The following is an 18,548-nucleotide window of genomic DNA, read 5'->3' as shown; positions in this document are numbered from 1 at the left end:
TTGCTGCTATGGTTTGATTCTTTCTGGTAGATTATCTATTCAATAAAACAAGAAAAGTCTTCGTCATATTTGGTTGGAATTACTTCGGTGATGTCATAGTCGGCAATTTCGTTTTGATAGAAAGGGTCTTGTCTGATGATGTCAGTCAAGGTTTCTCTGTCCACATTCCGAACTAAAATAACGCCACCTGTTCTCGGATTTTTTCTGCCGGAAAAAATGAATTTTTTGTCGGCATAATAGTTGTCCAGAAACCGGATATGCGGTTCAATGAATTTTTCTACTTCGCTAATGTCTTTCTTGTAGGTCAATGAAACTATAAACATCTTATAATTTTTTATAGTGTGTTTAGCCTTGTGTCTTGTGGCCATTTGTTACAATGACTACTAGCAGAAAACGGCTTTGCGAAGGAGCGGAAATAGAAGCACAAGCGTTCAATAGAGTACTGTCCTAGTCAACCATTTTCTAGTTACTAACTTACAAAAAAGGAAATAAAACGGTTGATACAGTAATAGAATTAATGCTACCTATTTTGCACATCCTGTCTCAAAAATCCGGAATCAGTCCGCTTGATACCAACTGCGGAGCAATCATTTAAACCATTTAAAAACGATAGATAAGCTAAACTCTTATTAGCAATAGTTTTATTTCGTCAATGCTAAAATTATTGTTAATACGCCAATTACGAGACATAAGGGCGAAAAATATTTCGTGTCACTTTCCCCAAACTTTGTGTGCTTAATTGTCTTAAAAAAACCAACATAATTGAAGTCTCCGATTGCTCTTAGTATAAAAATACCCGCAATTATCCAGAGTCCATAGGTAGTAAGCCATTGGGGTATGCTAAACGTTACCAGTTTCGTTACTATTAAAATAAAAAAACCAAAAACTAGTAAACCAAATGCTACAATTAATGTTGATACGATACCAGGATTTAAAACTTTTATATTGTTGTCCGCTTTGGTAGGAAGCACGGCATCACTTCCCCATTTCCCACCCGCTGCCCAATAGAAATGAATGGAGGAAATACATAAGAAAATTAAAAATAAAAGGAAGGCTATTAGCGTTGTCATATTCAGTTAAAATACAAAATTTCAATTTAAAACCTGCCGTTAAATCTTTTACTTCAGCCCTCCTATTACCAAGCCGATGTGGGCAGATTTCTTTTATTTTGCAATTTTAATTAACAGCTTGGTTAATTCATCCGGAGCGGTGATCATAGCATCGTGTCCTGTATGTAAAGCGTAGTAAGTCCACAAAGAATTGCTTTGAGCTTCTTTGCTTAATTGTTTCAAAACTGGTAACTGTGGATTTGTACAAGCAATGTAAACCAGTGGTATGTTATTTCCGAACGTATGTTTTAATTTTAATTTCTGGCTAAATGTACGGTAAGGCTGTGGAGTTAGTCTTTCATTGACCCATTTGGCTTTTAGCCTATCGGTTACACCAAAGTTTTCTGCCAGGATTGGGGGAACGTTTTGCTTCTTTTCCATTAATGGGTTTAGTTGGTTCTGTGTTTCTTCTGTTTGGATAGAAAGGGCACTTTCACCATTATGGACAATCATGGCATCAAGATAAACTAATTGGCTCAATCGGTTGGGAATGCTATCCGCAACGCCAGCGATTACCGTACCTGAATAACTATGTCCTACTAAAATCACCTGGTATAAATCCTCCATTTCTATGAAGTTAATGATGTCGGTAATATGTGTTTGTAAATCGATAGGTTCGTCAATCAGGTTTTTATGTTCGCCTAAGCCACTAAGTGTTGGTGTGTAAACTTCGTAGCCTTTTTTCCTTAACTCTTTAGTCACGTCTTGCCAGCACCAGCCACCGTGCCAGGCTCCGTGAACTAAAACAAATACAGGTTTTTCCGTTTTATGTTGAGCAAGAACCCTATTTGTTCCTACAATGAACAATAGAATAAGTATTACTAATAAATGTCTCGATACATGCATGATGTTCAGTACTTTTTACTTTTACACCAAAGTAAAGCAGTATCCAACAGGGGGGCAATAACTCACCCTAAAATGAGTTTCAAATCTTTTCTTTATTATGTCAAGTGAAATTAAAATAGGCTCATCCAATATGGATAATCTACAGGTTTTAGCAGAAGCCTGTGATGTCAACGCAGTTTTGGGAACTATTGGGCTTCGTTGGAAAATGCAGATTCTATACTGCATTTCAAAAGATGTTTATCAGTTCAGCAAGTTAAAAAAAGTGTTTCCTACTATTTCGGACCAAATATTAGGCAAAAGAATAAGTGAATTACAACAAGAAAGATTAATAACTAAAATTCAAATTCCTGAAACTGTTCCTCAACAAATTAAATATGAAGTTACAGCCAAAGGAAAAGAACTGTTAAGTATTGTATTGGATTTACACTTTTGGAGTCAGAAATGGACTCGTGAGGAATAATTCTTTTCTAACGTCAACCCTGCCATTTACAGCCATTGAGGCTTATGTCCGTCAGTTTGATGACTTCTTCTATGTGCTGCCTGAGTTTATCGTTCATTATGATCGTGTAACAAGTCGCGAAATAAGTATGCATAATTAGCTCTTAAACTCGTTTCTCAGCATCTGCTCTATACACTCTATTTCATTGGCATACAGGGATTTTTTTCTCTGTCCGAAATAAATGGTATTCTCCACATCCACATACCCCTCCCAAAGTTTTATAATGTCACCCGTCTCTATGGCATCCCTGCATAAAAAGTCAGGGAGTATCGCCAACCCCTTTCCACCGGATAAGCACCGGGTGATGGAAAACTTATTAGGCACAATGTAATTGGGTACAAAGTCGGGGCGTTCGTTAAAATTTGCTTCCCAGAATCGGCTAAGCGATTCCATATCAGCCGCGGTACTGTACCATATCTGGCTTTTCAGCCAATCCATCAATGCTTCTCTATCGGAGGATTGAAAGCCGGAAATATCGGTTTGCTTTCCGGAGACAAGCAGGAATTTCTCTGTAGTGAAAGGTTTCAAAACCAGGCTGCTGCAATTGCTGGTCTCTGTTGTTAAAATCAGATCTACCGAACCATGCTCCAATAGCTGTAACAGCTGTTTATTGTTTCCGAATTGCATCATCAGGTTGAAATCCAACGTCGGTATGTACTTTTCAAGAACGTGTTGAAATGTTTCCACGCACATGCCGATGCTGACGGTAGCATTGATGTTTCCGGATTTCTGTTTGAAACGTTGCTCAATTTCCTCCAGACAATTGAGGGCACCGATCATCTGTTTGTACAATAGTTTTCCCTTTTCAGTTGGGATCATCCGTCGTGCAGTACGCTCAAATAACGGAAAGCCGGTGTATGCTTCTAATGCGTTGATATGAAGTCCAACTCCCGGTTGCGATACGAAAAGCTCTTTTGCTGCTCCGCTCATAGTCCCGGTTTCATAAATAGCCCTGAACGTCCTGAACCACTCTAAATTACCCTGCATATCTAATTATTATTATAGTTAAGGCAAATTTAAGTTATTTTTCTTATACAAAGCAGCGGAATAATTTTGGCCGAAAATCAGGATTATCAACCATGAAAATATTTGTCATTAACGGCGGGCAGCATTTTGCCCATTCAGGAGGAAAGTTCAACAGCACATTGGTGGAGCTGGACAAAACATTCTTTACGCCAGAACAAGGCTTTGAGCTTCAAATTACAGACATCAACGAAGATTATGACCTGCTTGAAGAGGTTCAGAAATATGTATGGGCAGATGTAATCATCTATCATTTTCCGGTATGGTGGTTCTCTATGCCCTACCGGCTAAAGGAATATGTGGACAAGGTTTTTACGGCAGGACACCGAAAGGGGATGTTTTACAGCGACGGAAGAAAGGCCGACAATCCCAATATCAATTACGGCACCGGAGGCACGATGCAGGGACGGAAGTATCTGGTAACCACTACCTGGAATGCTCCTGAAACGGCGTTTACATTGCCGGGTGAATTTTTCAACCAGACGAGTGTAGACGATGGCGTTTTATTTGGCTTTCACCGGATGAATGCATTCCTCTCCCTTGAACGTATGGAAGGTATTCATTTTCACGATCTGGAAAAGAACGTTACCCAGGAACGGGTGGACAGTTACCAGGAAAGGTATCACAACCACCTTAAATCTATTTTCCATCCAGACGACAAAAGCGATGATCAGGTTTACATCACCGCCATTGTCAGGGGGCGGCCCGAATACCGTAGCCAGCTAAAAGACATCCTTGGAAATCTTGTTCAGGAAAGCCGCAAGGAAGTTTCCTGCCTCCGGTACGACCTGCACACCACCGTTGATGATCCCGACACGTTTACGTTCTATGAAATATGGAATGATGCCAAGGGCTTAGAGGAGCATAACCACCAGCCGCATGTAAAAGCATTTGCTGCGATAATCGACACCATGCTGGTTGAGCAACCCATTATCCTGCTAACAAAAAAATAGCATAAAATGAAAGCAGTCGTATTAAACAGTTTTGGGGCGGCAGGTAAAGTATTCGAAACAATAGAATTGCCTGTGCCGGAAATTAATGATGAAGAGGTTCTTATAAAAGTAAAAGCCACATCGGTAAACCCCATTGACTATAAAATAAGAAGCGGGCATTTACCGCACTTGGTCCCTGCCTTTCCGGCAATACTTCACGGGGATGTTTCGGGAATAGTGGAAAAAACGGGAGCTAATGTCACCGCGTTTCAGGCGGGGGATTATGTTTACGGTTGCATCGGTGGCGTAGCAGGAATCGACGGAGCTTTGGCTGAATATACAAAAGCGGATTACAGGTTGTTATCCAAAATGCCCGGCAACCTGAATTTTGCAGCAGCGGCCGCAATCCCCCTGGCAGGAATTACCGCTTACGAAGCGATTTTCCAGAGAGCCAACCTACAGCCCGGCCAGAAAGTACTGGTTTATGGCGGTGTCGGCGGAGTCGGGCACTTGGCCGTTCAGTTTGCCAAGATATCAGGGGCACAAGTATATGCAACGATCTCCAACGAACAGCAAGCTGCAATAGCCAGGGAATTAGGAGCAGATTATACGATTGATTACAAGAAAGAAACCGTTACGTATTTTATAGATAAACATACGGGCGGTAATGGATTTGATGTAGTCTTCGACACCATTGGAAATCAGCATTTAACGAATAGCTTTGAAGCGGTTAAAAGGAAGGGAACTATCGTAACAACCGTGTCCCTGGATACGATTGATCTGTCGCCTATCCATGAAAAAGCACTGGCGTTCCACACGGTGTATATGATCCTGCCTGTTCTTTATAATGATGCAGCAGGAAAACAGGAACATGGCCAAATCTTAAAGCACATCACCGAACTCGTAGAACAGGGGAAAGTAAAGCCCTTGATAGACGATAGACAATTTACGTTGGAGCAGATTGCCGAAGCTCATCATGCTGCAGAAGAATTTAGAAACACAGGCAAAATCGTTGTTTCCATATAAGTTCATCGATGTTATGGTCTGCCTGGTAACCGTATTCCCGCGAAATTGAGCGATGGCCTTGAGGTTACTCATAAATGTCATTGCTACTTTGGGGAAGAATTTTAGCCACATTTGATTTTATACCATTAACCGTAGTGCCTGCCTGTAACAAATCTGCCGTTCCGCTTAGTAGATTGTGCGGAAAAGGTAAGGCCGGGACAGACAATTCATGTAGCCATTGCAATTCTTTGTCGGATAATTTTAATTCTGAAGCCTGAATATTTTGTATCACTTGCTCCATAGTTCTGGCTCCAAGCAAAGTCGAAGTAATTCCTTTTTGGTGCATTACCCAGGCAATGGCAACTGCCGATACAGGTACATTCCTATCGCTTGCAATAGATGCCAATTGGTCGATTATCTGATAGGCTTTTTCGGGTAGTTCGGCACTCATCCGGCTTTCATTTCTGCCACTTAAATGCTGCCCTTTATTTCCTCTTGTGTATTTTCCGCTTAAAATTCCTTCTTTTAGTGGCGACCACGGAATAACACCCAACCCCATTTCCAAAGCCATTGGGATTAACTCATTTTCTACAGAACGTTCCAATAACGAATATTCCAACTGCAAACCAATGAATGCGGACCAACCCCTGAATGTAGCAATCAGTTGAGCTTCTGTGATTTTCCAGGCCGGGGTGTCGGAAATAGCGATGTACCTTATTTTCCCGTCTCGGACCAAATCGTTCAATGTGGATAGCGTTTCCTCAATAGGCGTATGCGGGTCGAAAGCGTGAAGCCAGTAGAGATCAATATAATCAGTTTGCAAGCGTTTTAATGAATGTTCTAACGATTGAATGATACTTTTCCTGCCTGCTCCTCCACCGTTGGCATCATAGGGATACAGATTGCCCCAAAACTTTGTAGAGATGACCAACGCATCTCTGCGGACGGTTTTCTTTGCCAGGAAATCCCCGATAATTTTCTCGGAATGTCCTTTGGTATAGATGTTTGCCGTGTCGATGATGTTGCCACCATGTTGAATATAATAATCCAGTATTTCATGGGCATCCGCAGGATTTGTACCCCAACCCCAATCTTCCCCGAAAGTCATTGTTCCCAATGTAAGCGGGCTAATCCTTAATCCTGATTTTCCTAAAGTTCTATAATCTGTTAAACTCATCGTATGGATTTTAATTATTGATTGAATTTTGACGTTTTTCCAACTGGAACGCTGCCTGCCATTGGGGACATTCCTTTTCCAAAGCACTTGCTTTTCACCGCTTAAGTGCTACTGTAATGCGTGGCTTCTGCGTTGAGGTTTGGGATTGGCACGGATACCCCAATCAACAACTATCAATACGTCCTTTGAACCTGATACCGTGTATTTCACATGATAAGTTTATGGCAAAATTAGCCAGTGCAGCCTCGGGGAAGTATGTGCAATCAGGCAAAGTGTATCGAAAATCAATCAGTAATCACCCCTGGGGATATTGATTTTTTACATTTGCACGATGAAGGAGCCGAACGCAATAGCGGATTTCTATAAATCGAAAAAGCAGAATATTCCTCCCTATTTCCAATGGGGAAATGGTCATTTTGACGTGCTGAAAATTGACACCTTAGAGAAAAGAGCGGAGGCCATTTCGAGGTTGTCTTTTAGCCGGAAAAGCCTCTATAAAATCAAACTTGTAAACGGAAAATGTAAATGCCACTACGCCGACAAGACTATTGAAATCGAAAACTATGCTTTAATTTTCATCAATCCGTTAGTGCCTTTTCTGTTGGAAGAAAACAACGATCCGATCCGGGAATATTTCTGCATTTTCAACGAAGAATTTTTCAACAATTACGGAAATATAAAAACGTATCCTGTTTTCCAAAATGTACAGGAAAATGTTTTTAATTTATCGGAAAGTCAGTATCAGGAATTTGAAAAGATCCTGGACAATATGCAAAATGAACTTTCTTCTGAGTATGACTACAAAATGGACGTCATACGAAATCTGACTTACGATCTTATTCACAAAGCGATGAAAATGAATAAGATACCTGCAAAAGCAAGCGTAAGAAATGGGGCAGACAACAGAATTACCTTATTGTTTGAAGAGTTATTGACACTTCAATTTCCACTGTATACGTCGGCTGATAATATTAAACTGAGGAAGCCCTCCGATTTTGCCAGTCAGCTATCCATATCCACCAATCATCTCAACAAAGCAGTAAAGCACATACGTAACAAAACCACTTCAGAAATTATTACCGAGCGAATTTTACAGGAAGCCCGTATGCTGCTAAAAGTTACCGATTGGTCTGTATCTGAAATCGCCTATTCGCTGGGTTATGAAACACCGTCAAGGTTTATCTACACTTTCCGGAAAAACGTCGGAATATCTCCGCTAGCTTACAGAAATGAAGCAAAATAAAAAATTACACTTTATTAATGATGTAGTTTTCCTCTGCTTTATCCAATCCTGCACTAACTACTTTACGGGCTATCGATATTGAATAGCCTAAGCCTTGATACGTGTACACCATAGTAGTGAAAAACGTATGAATGCACAATCCAAATCATCGCAGATATGACTTATCGAAATTGGTGCTCGCTAGGTATAGAAGCAGGCTATCCGGAATACATTAGATTATGTTTGTCATGCTGACCGGTGCGGCAGGAAACATCTTCGCTGGCAACAAAAATAGTTCTCATCCGAAGGTGCTTCGTCAGCATGACAAAAATTCGTTCTATAATAACCTATATTTAAACCCAGTAATGACTACCGAAAACAGTCGGCATGATCGGCAAAAAACTGGTCTATCGTTCGCGGTGGGCGACCCAGTAGTTTGCTCACACAATCGGTAACCAACGCTTTTTCGCCGTTACGTTGTGCGGTGTCATACGCAATAAAGGTTTCGATCAGAGCGGGAGGCAGGTTTTGCTGCTCCATCTCCCGGCGTGATTCCTCCAAAGAAATAGGCACATACGCCACCGGCTGTTGAACCACGCTGGAAATCGCTGCGGCAACATCATTATAATTCACAGCTTCGCCACCCGTCAGGAAATAGGTTTTAACGTAATGATTTTTCGGCTTTGTCAAGCAGTTGAAAGCCACTTCGGCAACGTCCCTTTTGTCTACGTAGGCTCTTTTCCCATCGCCCGTTGATTCGTGGAATTTGCGTTCTTTACGCACGCTTTCGGCCAGATCGCCCAGCCAGTTCTGCATCATGCCGTTAGACCTTAGGATGGTATAGGGAATGTCCGCTTGGGTTAAGGCCGTTTCGACCAGACCATGCATCCGGGGAATGAAGAGCGGAGAGGAGGCATAGGCCTCCCCGGAAGATAATTTAACGAGATGGGCGACCCCTGCTCTTTGGGCGGCCCGGATCACATTCGTTTGCTCCTGTATAAAATCTGGACTGGGGCCTGAGGTCAGGAAAACGCCACCACCTTCAGCTATGGCAGGAATCAGTTGCTCCTCATGGGCCATGTCGGCCTGATGCCATTGCACAAAAGGTAACGGGATGGCTCGTTTCAGGCTACGCGTTACCGCCGTAACGGGTATTTTGGCATCCGAGAACAATTGGATCAGATCAGACCCTATTTTACCAGTAGCTCCAAATACGGTAATTTTTCTAGCTTGCTCCATTTCACTGTTTTTAATTGACCAGTCAAATGTAGGAGCGACCAATAGCCAGAAATTGTACAAACCCGACAGCCGTAATTAGGTCCATTCGGGGAAGTTGACCAATGGACCGTTTGCTCTCGCCAAGAACTCTTTGGGCGTTGCACCCGCAAACTCCCGAAAGTCACGGATGTAATGCGATTGGTCAAAATAGTCGTTTTCGTAAGCGATATAAGTCAGCAATTGGGTAGGCTGCGTATCCAGTAACCGGAGTGCCGACTGAAACCGGTTGATTCGCATGAATCGTTTGGGAGAAAGACCGATATTCGTTTTGATCAGCCGTTCCAGCGAACGTTCGGAGAGGTTTAGTTGCGACTGTATTTCCTTCAAACTACATGGATTATTGGCCATCTGCCGGATAAAAGAAGCGACTCTGCCGTCGGCTTTATGATGGTTGCGAATCAGTTGCTGGGTAAGAAAATCGCTCAGCAGGGCTATTTTTTCGTTGGTATCTTCTGAGCTAAGAAGTCTGTCGCACAGGTCATTTTTCAGCACGCTGTCCAATGCGGTATAGCCATCGGTAAGCTCGTGGGCGTCCATCCCCAAAATAGCTTTTAAGCCTGCGGCTGGAAATGCACAAAGATCATATCGTACGTTCCGAAGGCCGTATTTTGCGAATGGGCTGTTGCCGGACCGTGCAGGTATAGATGCGGGAAAGGCTTTCCGTCAATAGTATAAAAAGAATCCGCCGTTTGCTGAAAGACAAGCCCCGGACAGCCATCCGAAACGATTCTGAAGGTATGCGTCAATGCCTCACTCCGTTGGTTTCGCAATAGCCCAAACCAGTGAACATAAGGTTTCAAGTGATCTGCCGGCTCAATTTTTAGGTATTCCATTCCGCCTGATCGTTTGTTAAGCCTGATAACCATGGCCGCTACGTAATCACTCCGTCTTGTGGTATTTTTATTGCTTTCAGCATATCTGCCCGTGCTTATGGGCTGCCACAAAACTAACTTATTAACGTGGAGACACCCACTCGTCCGCGATACAATCGTGGACAAACGGGACAATACAAAAAGCAAATCGGCACCGAGTTGCTTCCGTGCCGATTTACTTTTTATGCGAAGCCACTACATAGCTACAATTGCTGGAAAAATGCCCCCCTTCTACTTCGTCAATTTGAAGAAATGGGTGATCATACCGCCGGCGGCTAGCGTGTTCAGGGACGTTGACTTACCCGTGGCCGGGTCGTAGCTGTACAAGCCGTTTTGCTTCAACGACGTGTTGTAGACCGGCATGTAAATTTTGCCGTCGTACTTATACGTAATCGGGTAGGCATAGCCCGCCGTCAGGGGCATATCCGAAATAAACGTTGCCGTTTGGGCATTCAGATCCAGTTTGGCCCACCGCTGATTGGGGTCGTAAAAGGCCAGATTCGAAAGCTCCTGGTATTCCGACGACGTAATCGAATTGGTCGCCAGTTTGGCAATCAGTTCCAGTAAACGGGCCGAGTCCGGTTGACCCGACAGACAGGCGTACATGATGCCATTAGCATCGTAAACCCCACCGAGCAACAGTTGGAACATCAGATTGGGCAAGCCCGTTGCCGTGACGGGAGTAAAGCTATACGACTTATCGAAATCCGTGCTGCCTGCCGGTATTTTTAAAATCTGAGGTTTAGACCGTTTGGCCGCATTCGGTCCGAGCTGTCCGTCCAGCCCGTATTGCCCCTGCGTGATGATGTAGACATTGCCCGATTCATCGACAATACCGTTGTTGGCCCCCCGGGTGAACGGGTAAGTCGCCTGCTCATAGACCGTCGTTTTTTCCCATTTTCGGGTCGTCAGGTTGATGACCTCCACGTACACATTCTGAGCATCATAATACTGGCCGGTTTTGTAGCTGTTGGTGTAAAGTGCCGCAAACAGGCGGTTATCACTGGCCCGATACGTCAGATAAGCGTAGTTGTTCAGGTCATTATTCGGGAAGTTCTGGGCCGATGACATATCGATCTGCCCCAGGGATTCCATCGTCGACGGATTAAACATGAACAATGTGCGGTTACCTCCCGTAGAATAAACCCCCAGTTGATCGTTGATAATGATGACGGCCTGCAAATAATCAACCAGCGGAATACTGGCTACCTCTTCGATAGCACCAGTGGCCTTCACAACGGCCATTTTAGCCAACTTCTTGTCGCTCACCAGCGGAGGACCAAACAGATAATTTTTCCAGGCCGTACGCGGAACAAAGTTCGAATAGCTGGCTTTGGTCGTCAGGTCAACCGATCCCGAAGGCAGCGTCGGGAAGTAACCGGCGTAATACGTCTCGCTGGCCGATGTCTGCGAAATAGAGGCCATTACATAGCCTTCCTCCTGGTATTTGGAATCGGTGCCGGGGGTGGGCTCCGCCGGTTTTGAGCACGACAAAAGGGCTCCCGTAACGAGTACGGCAATGAATAAACGGTTCTTCATGGTTTAATTAAAAATTAGCGATTTCGTAGATGAGTTTGACGTTGACGCTCGTTCCAGCCCTGGGTACCAGGAAGTTGTCGAACAATTCGGCATTGAAAATATTCAGCACATTGAGTGAGGTGGTCAGCCCGGACTTGAGCAGCTTGTAGGAAACACCGACATCGGTGCGGTGCTGCACCGGCACGTAGGCATACGGCGTTTTGCGGGGGCTATTGTCGTTACCCACCTGGATGTAATTGAAGGGAGCGATATAATTATAAAACAGGTACGCTCTGAACTCACCGTTCGCGTTGAAGAAGCCCTTTTTTTGCCACGACAACTCCGTATTAGCGAAGAAGTTAGGATTGTTCGGAAAGGCCGCTCCAACCAGAAACTGATTCTCGGTCCCCTTCACTTTGGTGAAGTTTTTCCGCATGAACGTCACGTTCGTCTTAAGCGAAAAGCCTTTGTGATGCGTTAGCACTACGTCGCCTTCCACCCCGATTGTTCGTACCTCATCCGCATTTTCGTACCGCCGGAATACCGTATTTCCCAGAAAAATGACATCGCGTTGTTTGCGATAAAAGCCGTTGAGGGCACTCGCGATTCGGAACGTAGGCGATACGGGACAGTCTACGGTGACGCCCAGATTCAGGTTGTCACTGCTTTCGGGAATGAGATCGGTATTTCGCAGGATATCGGCTCCGTTGCCTACAAACTGACTGAACTGCGGAATCAGGTAGCCTTTCTCGAACGAGGTTCGCAGAAAGAGAGCGGGACTGATCGTGTATTTCAGGCCCGTATTCCATCCCCAGAAGCCCCCTTTTTTATGAATCAGCTGGAACGTGTAGTTTTCAGCTCCATCCAGTGTATAGTCAAACCGTTTCAGGGCGGTAGTGAACGTGAGCTTCGTAAACTGACCCTCATACTGTAGGCCCACGATGTTTTTAGTCAAATGCTGGGGAATCCGTAGGTAATCCTTCTCGGGCGATTCGAGATGATTTTCGCCAGCTATTTTTTGCTTGGCGTACAGATTGGAAACGAGCAGCGTATGGTTTGGGGTTAGCCTCACTGAGGCCGTACTTCGGTTAACCCAACTGTCAGTATAGGTGTCCGAGTAGCCATAACTATACTCGCCAGGATAGCTTCTCCGGCCCACAATAGCTCCGCTCCAGCTATACACATTTCGGGTCGTATCGACATAGTTCATGTGTTCTCGGCTGTAGTTACCTACGGTGCTGAACCGGACTTTTTCGCCCAGAAAGGCCTTCTCGTATTTCAGCGTCGAAGAAAGATTATTAGCATGGTAGATCGCCTCACCGATGGCGGTACTGGCCACGCGGGCACCATTCATGATTTCCTTGTAACCACCTGACTGGTTGAGCGTTAACGAAATTTCATCGGCCCAGGGCTTGCTATGAACGCCCACCGTAACGCTGCCAAAAAGCATCTGGTATTTGTCGTGAAAACGCCGGACCTCCTCGGTCTTATTTTTCTCGAACACCAGGGCCTTCATCCGGTAATCATTCGCCGAATAATTGTAAGCTCCCGACACCGTGATAAAATAGTTTTTTGCATTTGCCAGCCCCAGCGTAAAATCCGCCAGATGGGTGTTGAAGGAACCCACGTTGTAGGAGGCTCGCAGCGAATTGTAGGTTTTCTGTTCCGTAATCAGGTTGATTCCTCCGCCCATGGCATCGGTCCCTACCTCCACCGGTAGTACCCCTTTGTAGACATCAATCCGCTTGACATTGCCCAGGGGCAGGGTCGAAATATCGAAGCGTGGATAGATAAATTCCATCGGTAATCCGTTGATATACACCCGAACAGCCGTTCCTCGAATCCCATTGATTGAAATGTCCGATGCATCCCCCAAGGAACTCGACCGGCGTATCCGAACGCCCGACAAGCGGTCTACCACATCCGTGAGCAGCACATTCTGGGCAGCCACTTCCTTGATCTGGACACTACTGATCGTAATCGGCTTCGTCTCCTGAATTTTGGTCTGCTTTTCAGCCTTTACGGCTACTTCGTCCAGGTTTTTTGCCGTACTCGTGAGCACGATGGGATCAAGCGTGGTAGACTGCCGGATTGCTACCTCCTGCTCAACCGAATTAAACCCCAGGTGGCTAATAACCAGCCGATAGGTTCCCGACGCTACGTTGGGAAGCAGAAACTGCCCGGTGCTATCACTCTGCGTAATGTGTTTTGTATTTTTCAAATAAACCGTTACGAACGATAACGGTTTGCCCTGCTCATCGCCCACCCGTCCTCGCAGGGAAAAACGCTGGGCAAATAAGGGGTTTATGATTACGACTAAAAACGCCAGGAGTACCAATCGTTTCATAGACACGATTTTGTCAGATAAGTGTAGAATTTTCTCTGCAAAACTATTTGTAATTAATCTAATTAAATATAATTTTGTGAAAAAATTTATGCTGGCACTCTACTTCATTGTGTCTGGAACCTACTTGTATTATTCTAAGTCCAAGTACTTTCCAGCGAGTCTGTATCGGTTTACAGCCGCCTGGTCGTCGTGGCTGGCAGCATTACTGATTGCTCTGGCAACGGGCTTACTGATCAGGACCGAAGGTTGGGTTAGTGGGTGCTTGATCGGCCTGTGTGCACTCAGTCTGGCGTTGATGCTGGTGCCGCTCACGGCTGTTTTAGGGAAGACGTATTTTTACAGCCTGATTGGGCTGATGCATGGTTTGGTACTCCTTGACTTGTTTTTCTGATGCCAGCCCGAAAGGAATACCTCTCCACACCGGGCCAGCGAGCCCTGAAACTATCGGCGGGTATCGTTGGCGGGTACCTGCTGGCGACGGCCTTTCACCTCCTGCTAGCCGTTGTTACCCCCTTCCGGGAACAAGTGCTGTTATCATCTACCTTCACGTTTTTTCCGAGTTGGGTAGGGCTGATGATCCTGGCTTTTCTGGCTCGAAACGGCTGGAAAATCTGGGGTATTTACTTGATGAGTAGTGTCGTATTCTCTGGAATTATCTATTTCGCCCGATAAACAACGATGAAACTGAACGGATTAGGGAATCGGACGTATAACATTGTTTTCCATACCCATACGGTATCCGGAATTGTAATTAGCGTCGCTTTGTACATCATTTTTTTTGCCGGGGCCTTCACGCTTTTCAGGGATGAATTCTATCAGTGGGAGAATCCTTCGGCCCGTATTCCGATGGCCAAAAGCATGGACTACGACGGTGTTATTCACCAGATCAAACAGCTTCATCCCAACTTCGAAGAAAGCAAGCGAATACGCATCATCCTTCCTACTGAAGAAAAGCCCCTGCTTTCGATTCTTGGAACGCTGGCGAAACCCAAAGGCCAATCGGAATTCGTGGGTTTTCTGTACAATCCCGTTACCCGACAACTCCAATCGACGGATTCTCCGCCGACCACGGTGGGTGAAACCTTATTTCGGCTGCACTATCTGGATCAGGTGCCCTACGTCGGACGCTGGATTGCGGGACTGGTTGCCCTGTTTTTTCTATTTGCCAGCGTAACGGGTGTACTTATTCACTGGCGGAACATCCTGACTAAATTCTACGGTTTTTCACTGAAAGGCTCCCGAAAGCAACTCTGGACGAATGCCCACACGGTTTTCGGCCTGATCGGGCTTCCCTTCCAGCTCATGTACGCCATTACCGGAGCGTTTTATCTGTTACTGATCCTGATTCTTGTACCGGCGGTGATGATCCTGTACGGGGGCGATCAACAAAAAATCTATGGACTCATCCGGCCCAATGAAACCGTTCAACTAGCGGAGAAGGCTCCCGTTACGAAGGGGAATCCCTCCATCGCCACGATTGTAGACAAGCTCGCGACCGACTACCCAGACTACACGGCCACGGTTCTGGAAATCAGGAACCTGAACCGGACTGATGCCCTGGCCTCTGCCCGACTCGCGGATCAAACGTCGTTTACGGGCGATGGCCTGGTGGCGGTTTACATGAAAGACGGCCGGAAAGCGGTTGAGGTTCTTCCGGGTCGTAAGACGTACGTTCAATCCGTGGTCGATGGCATTGCCCGACTCCATTTTGCCCGCTTTGGCGGCCTGTTGCTCAAAGGAATCTATTTCCTGCTGGCCCTATTTACCTGCTTCGTCATCATCAGTGGCGTTTTGCTCTGGAAAGAAGCCCGCAACAAGAAAAACTACACTGATCAGCAAAAGCGATTTCACCATCGGGTCACGATGATTTACCTCGCTATTTGCCTGAGTCTGTTTCCGGCCGTTCCGTTGCTATTCATCGCCGAACTGGCCGTGCCGGGTCAACCCGAATCCCATGCCATGCAGGTAAACGCCATGTTCTTTTTGTCCTGGCTGGCTCTGGCCCTGGTCGGACTAGGGCTGAAAACAGAAGCCCGGCAAACCCGCTTGTTTCTGCTGCTGGGTGGCGTTTTTTCAGTATTGGTTCCTGTGGCGAATGGCCTTCGAACCGGCGACTGGCTCTGGCGTTCTCTGAGCGAAGGCAAGCCGTACATATTTGGAACCGATGTAAGCTGCTCCTGATCGGTATCGCTACACTCCTGATCTACTACGCCACGCGAAGAGCCCAAACCGCCGTATCATCCGAAAAAAATCAATACGAAACGGCATGACGGGCCAAGATTACCCACTTGGTTTCTAATGCCTCAACTCAGGATCTGAATTCGTTTTTTCATCATACAGCTACATCAAATCAGTATCGCCATGAGCAAAACACCTATTACACCTATACAGACTTCGCTGACAGTCAGCCGGAAGGAATACATCACTCCGCATTACATTCGCGTCTTTCTAACAGGAGACGATGTTGTGAAAATAAGCAACACCACCGTAGGCGTCAACAATAAGATCCTGATCCCACCCAAGGGTGTAGAAACCGTCGTTTTCCCTGAGTTCGACTACGAAAAGCGGCAGTGGAAATCGCAACCCGAAGCGGTTCGACCAACCGTACGAACGTATACCCACCGGGGCATTGATCTGGATACAAAAGAAATCTGGATCGATTTTGTCGCTCACGGCGATGAAGGTCCCGCGTCGGGCTGGGCCATCGGTGCTAAAGCAGGAGATCGGTTAGGGGTATTGATGAAAGATGGCAAGACCGATTTATATCCGCAGGCCGACCACTACCTTTTGGTGGGCGATGCTACCGCCATTCCGGTGTTGGGGGCCATTCTGGAAGACCTGCCGGCAACGGCCAAAGGAACCTGTGTGATTGAAGTACATGACAAGGAGGACGAACAGCCCTTACATACGAAGGCAGCTATCACGTTCATCTGGCTTCATAACGAGCATCCGCAGCAAGGCAGCCAACTGGCTCAGGTAGTACAGACGTTACCCCTTCCGGTCGAGAGCCGCTTTGCGTATGTGGCCGCCGAATTTTCTTCCGTTCAAGCGATACGTCAATACCTCAAAAAGGAAAAAGGCTGGACGAAAGACGAATTATATGCCTATGCGTACTGGAAATCGGGCGTGGCAGAAGACAAGTCGGCTACGGAAAGGCACGCAGAGAATAATAACGATTAGAACCTCCCTCCGAAACAAGTCTACTTTCAAATGGAAAACAAAAAACGACACGGGCAGACTCGTGTCGTTTTTTAGGGTAATGAGCAGATGAATCTACTTTACAGCTTTCTTATTTCCCTGCGGCCATAACCAAAATCGACCAATAACCAGTAGGGGAATGCTTAGGGTAAGCCAGGATAACACGTCCCAGAGGTCATTACCGACCAGGGCCGAAATAAGGCCGCCGAGGCTGACGATAGCCAGTAACAACGGAATTGTCCAGATATGCCAGAATCGATTAGTCATCAGTTGCGGGCGAATTAAGGGTTAAAATTTCAGCGTTCTCGATCTGTTTTGCCTTCGACTGTCCCATGCGGGCAATCTGAGCTTTGGTTGCTTTGTTGCGAGCAAACCACAGATACAAACCGCTGATTAAGACCACAATGGTTACCAGATCGAAAAGTGCCCAGATTATTTTTAGCGGGAGTCCGCCGTAGTCGCCAAAATGGAGCGGCTGCGAAAGAAATAAGGCATTGACAAACCAGGGCATGTCCCGCATATCGGTCAGTTTTCCCGTTTTGGCATCAACCAGTGCCGGTTTGATCAATCGTTCGGTAAGGGGTGTTTTACCCTTGGCAAATACGGCGTAGTGGTGCTTACTAGAGAACATCGTTCCCGGATAAGCCACCAGATACGGTTCCATCTCGGGGGCCGCCCGTCGGGTAACCTCGAAGGCCTGATCCAGCGAACTGAGTTTACCCGTCAGGGGAGCCGCGTTCTTGTAGGGAGCTGTCATCTCCGCCAGTTGACCTACTTGCCATAAACCCAGCACCACTTCCGAGAGGGTATTGATGACGCCCGTGAAACCAACCACAACGGCCCAGGCCACCGTTACGACGCCGAGCAGATTGTGTAAATCCAGCCATTTCAGCCGCGAAGACTTCTCGGTACGAATCATCCCGAAATCAAATCGTTTCATGATGGGTCCATACAGCATCAGCCCCGATATGATCGCCAGCACGAACAGCATTCCCATCAGCCCCAGAAACAGTTTACCGCCCATTCCCATGAACATGTCGGTATGCAGTTGAAGCATGACGTACATAAAACCCTCCTGATCATTGGGCCCTTCCAGCACTTTCCCCGTTCGCTCATCCATAATAACCGTTTTAAAATTAGTGGGAGGAGCCGTTAGCGAATCGGATAAACTCAGCGTTACGGTATTGGGCTGGTGATCATCCCAGTACAGAAACCGGATTACTTTGCTGGGATTGGCTTGCAGCCCGGTTTCTACGAGTTTATTCAGGCTTACTTTGGGGGTACTGGCGGGCAAGGTGGGAGCCAGCCTGGGTTCCAGCCCCTCGATTTCCTCATGAAAAATCAGAGGCAAGCCCGTCACGCACAGCATCAGCAGAAAAGCCGTGCAGATCAGACTGGTCCACTTGTGAATCTGAAACCAGGTTTTTACCTGTTTGGTCGTGCTCATACGTGTTCGATTATTTTCTGACAGCCGGGTCGCCGGGCGGATTAACAGGATTTTACAGAATCAATCTTGTAAATC

General features: G+C 46.1%; 20 protein-coding genes. 8 read left to right on the top strand and 12 right to left on the bottom strand.

Annotation, left to right across the window (positions count from 1 at the left end):
- Positions 1-35 precede the first annotated feature (35 nt).
- From BWI96_RS10055 to BWI96_RS10045, 3 genes are all read right to left on the bottom strand, one after another.
- Positions 36-368: a YciI family protein gene (locus BWI96_RS10055; RefSeq protein WP_232793673.1), complete on the bottom strand. Its 333-nt coding sequence runs from the start codon at positions 366-368 to the stop codon at positions 36-38.
- A 273-nt stretch (positions 369-641) separates the two neighbouring features.
- A complete protein-coding gene (locus tag BWI96_RS10050) occupies positions 642-1,070 on the bottom strand; it encodes a DUF3995 domain-containing protein (protein ID WP_106636516.1) in 429 nt (142 codons plus the stop codon).
- Positions 1,071-1,163: 93 nt separating this feature from the next.
- A complete protein-coding gene (locus BWI96_RS10045; RefSeq protein WP_106636515.1) occupies positions 1,164-1,955 on the bottom strand; it encodes an alpha/beta hydrolase in 792 nt (263 codons plus the stop codon).
- A gap of 97 nt (positions 1,956-2,052) precedes the next feature.
- Here BWI96_RS10045 and BWI96_RS10040 point away from each other — a divergent pair, with 97 nt between their 5' ends.
- Positions 2,053-2,415, top strand: a complete 363-nt coding sequence (locus tag BWI96_RS10040; RefSeq protein WP_106636514.1) for a helix-turn-helix domain-containing protein — start codon at positions 2,053-2,055, stop codon at positions 2,413-2,415.
- A 135-nt stretch (positions 2,416-2,550) separates the two neighbouring features.
- Here BWI96_RS10040 and BWI96_RS10035 read toward each other — a convergent pair whose 3' ends face one another.
- Positions 2,551-3,441, bottom strand: a complete 891-nt coding sequence (locus tag BWI96_RS10035; protein WP_106636513.1) for a LysR family transcriptional regulator — start codon at positions 3,439-3,441, stop codon at positions 2,551-2,553.
- Between the two features lie 92 nt (positions 3,442-3,533).
- Between BWI96_RS10035 and BWI96_RS10030 the strand changes: the two genes are divergently transcribed.
- Together BWI96_RS10030 and BWI96_RS10025 are read left to right on the top strand one after the other, a co-directional pair.
- Positions 3,534-4,430, top strand: coding sequence for an NAD(P)H-dependent oxidoreductase (locus BWI96_RS10030; RefSeq protein WP_106636512.1), 897 nt, complete (start codon positions 3,534-3,536; stop codon positions 4,428-4,430).
- Between the two features lie 6 nt (positions 4,431-4,436).
- A complete protein-coding gene (locus BWI96_RS10025) occupies positions 4,437-5,435 on the top strand; it encodes a zinc-binding dehydrogenase (RefSeq protein WP_106636511.1) in 999 nt (332 codons plus the stop codon).
- A 64-nt stretch (positions 5,436-5,499) separates the two neighbouring features.
- Here the strand turns inward: BWI96_RS10025 and BWI96_RS10020 are convergent, their stop codons facing one another.
- Positions 5,500-6,591: an aldo/keto reductase gene (locus BWI96_RS10020; protein ID WP_106636510.1), complete on the bottom strand. Its 1,092-nt coding sequence runs from the start codon at positions 6,589-6,591 to the stop codon at positions 5,500-5,502.
- Positions 6,592-6,922: 331 nt separating this feature from the next.
- On the opposite strand from BWI96_RS10020, the gene BWI96_RS10015 reads away from it, so the two are divergent.
- Positions 6,923-7,834 carry an AraC family transcriptional regulator gene (locus BWI96_RS10015; RefSeq protein ID WP_157830295.1) on the top strand — a complete coding sequence of 304 codons (912 nt, stop codon included), beginning with the start codon at positions 6,923-6,925 and terminating at the stop codon, positions 7,832-7,834.
- Positions 7,835-8,182: 348 nt separating this feature from the next.
- Here the strand turns inward: BWI96_RS10015 and BWI96_RS10010 are convergent, their stop codons facing one another.
- The 5 genes from BWI96_RS10010 to BWI96_RS09990 all read right to left on the bottom strand — a co-directional run bounded on the left by BWI96_RS10010 (position 8,183) and on the right by BWI96_RS09990 (position 13,828).
- Positions 8,183-9,052, bottom strand: coding sequence for an NmrA family NAD(P)-binding protein (locus tag BWI96_RS10010; RefSeq protein WP_106636508.1), 870 nt, complete (start codon positions 9,050-9,052; stop codon positions 8,183-8,185).
- A gap of 75 nt (positions 9,053-9,127) precedes the next feature.
- On the bottom strand, positions 9,128-9,628 hold the full coding sequence (locus BWI96_RS10005; protein ID WP_106636507.1) for a helix-turn-helix domain-containing protein: 501 nt from the start codon (positions 9,626-9,628) through the stop codon (positions 9,128-9,130).
- Between the two features lie 14 nt (positions 9,629-9,642).
- The gene (locus tag BWI96_RS10000) at positions 9,643-9,924 is read right to left on the bottom strand and encodes a DUF6597 domain-containing transcriptional factor (protein ID WP_106636506.1); all 282 of its coding nucleotides are present in this window, start codon (positions 9,922-9,924) and stop codon (positions 9,643-9,645) included.
- Between the two features lie 270 nt (positions 9,925-10,194).
- Positions 10,195-11,502, bottom strand: coding sequence for a hypothetical protein (locus tag BWI96_RS09995; RefSeq protein ID WP_106636505.1), 1,308 nt, complete (start codon positions 11,500-11,502; stop codon positions 10,195-10,197).
- Between the two features lie 7 nt (positions 11,503-11,509).
- Entirely contained in the window at positions 11,510-13,828 is a 2,319-nt protein-coding gene (locus tag BWI96_RS09990) for a TonB-dependent receptor (RefSeq protein ID WP_106636504.1), read from the bottom strand.
- An 88-nt stretch (positions 13,829-13,916) separates the two neighbouring features.
- Between BWI96_RS09990 and BWI96_RS09985 the strand changes: the two genes are divergently transcribed.
- The 4 genes from BWI96_RS09985 (at position 13,917) to BWI96_RS09970 (ending at position 17,008) form a co-directional block, all read left to right on the top strand.
- The gene (locus BWI96_RS09985; RefSeq protein ID WP_198555213.1) at positions 13,917-14,219 is read left to right on the top strand and encodes a hypothetical protein; all 303 of its coding nucleotides are present in this window, start codon (positions 13,917-13,919) and stop codon (positions 14,217-14,219) included.
- Positions 14,219-14,500, top strand: a complete 282-nt coding sequence (locus BWI96_RS09980; RefSeq protein WP_106636502.1) for a hypothetical protein — start codon at positions 14,219-14,221, stop codon at positions 14,498-14,500. Before BWI96_RS09985 ends, BWI96_RS09980 begins: the two co-directional genes overlap by 1 nt.
- Before the next feature lie 6 nt (positions 14,501-14,506).
- The gene (locus tag BWI96_RS09975) at positions 14,507-16,009 is read left to right on the top strand and encodes a PepSY domain-containing protein (RefSeq protein WP_106636501.1); all 1,503 of its coding nucleotides are present in this window, start codon (positions 14,507-14,509) and stop codon (positions 16,007-16,009) included.
- Between the two features lie 180 nt (positions 16,010-16,189).
- Complete coding sequence (locus tag BWI96_RS09970) at positions 16,190-17,008, top strand: siderophore-interacting protein (RefSeq protein ID WP_106636500.1); 819 nt, start codon at positions 16,190-16,192, stop codon at positions 17,006-17,008.
- A gap of 93 nt (positions 17,009-17,101) precedes the next feature.
- Here BWI96_RS09970 and BWI96_RS09965 read toward each other — a convergent pair whose 3' ends face one another.
- Positions 17,102-17,293, bottom strand: coding sequence for a hypothetical protein (locus BWI96_RS09965; protein ID WP_198555212.1), 192 nt, complete (start codon positions 17,291-17,293; stop codon positions 17,102-17,104).
- Positions 17,286-18,473, bottom strand: a complete 1,188-nt coding sequence (locus BWI96_RS09960) for a PepSY domain-containing protein (RefSeq protein WP_106636498.1) — start codon at positions 18,471-18,473, stop codon at positions 17,286-17,288. Before BWI96_RS09960 ends, BWI96_RS09965 begins: the two co-directional genes overlap by 8 nt.
- Between the last annotated feature and the right edge of the window lie 75 nt (positions 18,474-18,548).

The organism is Siphonobacter sp. SORGH_AS_0500 (assembly GCF_002838835.1).
GTDB lineage: Bacteria > Bacteroidota > Bacteroidia > Cytophagales > Spirosomataceae > Siphonobacter.
Note: the sequence above shows the minus strand (reverse complement) of the source record. Positions and strands in the feature narration are given on the sequence as shown.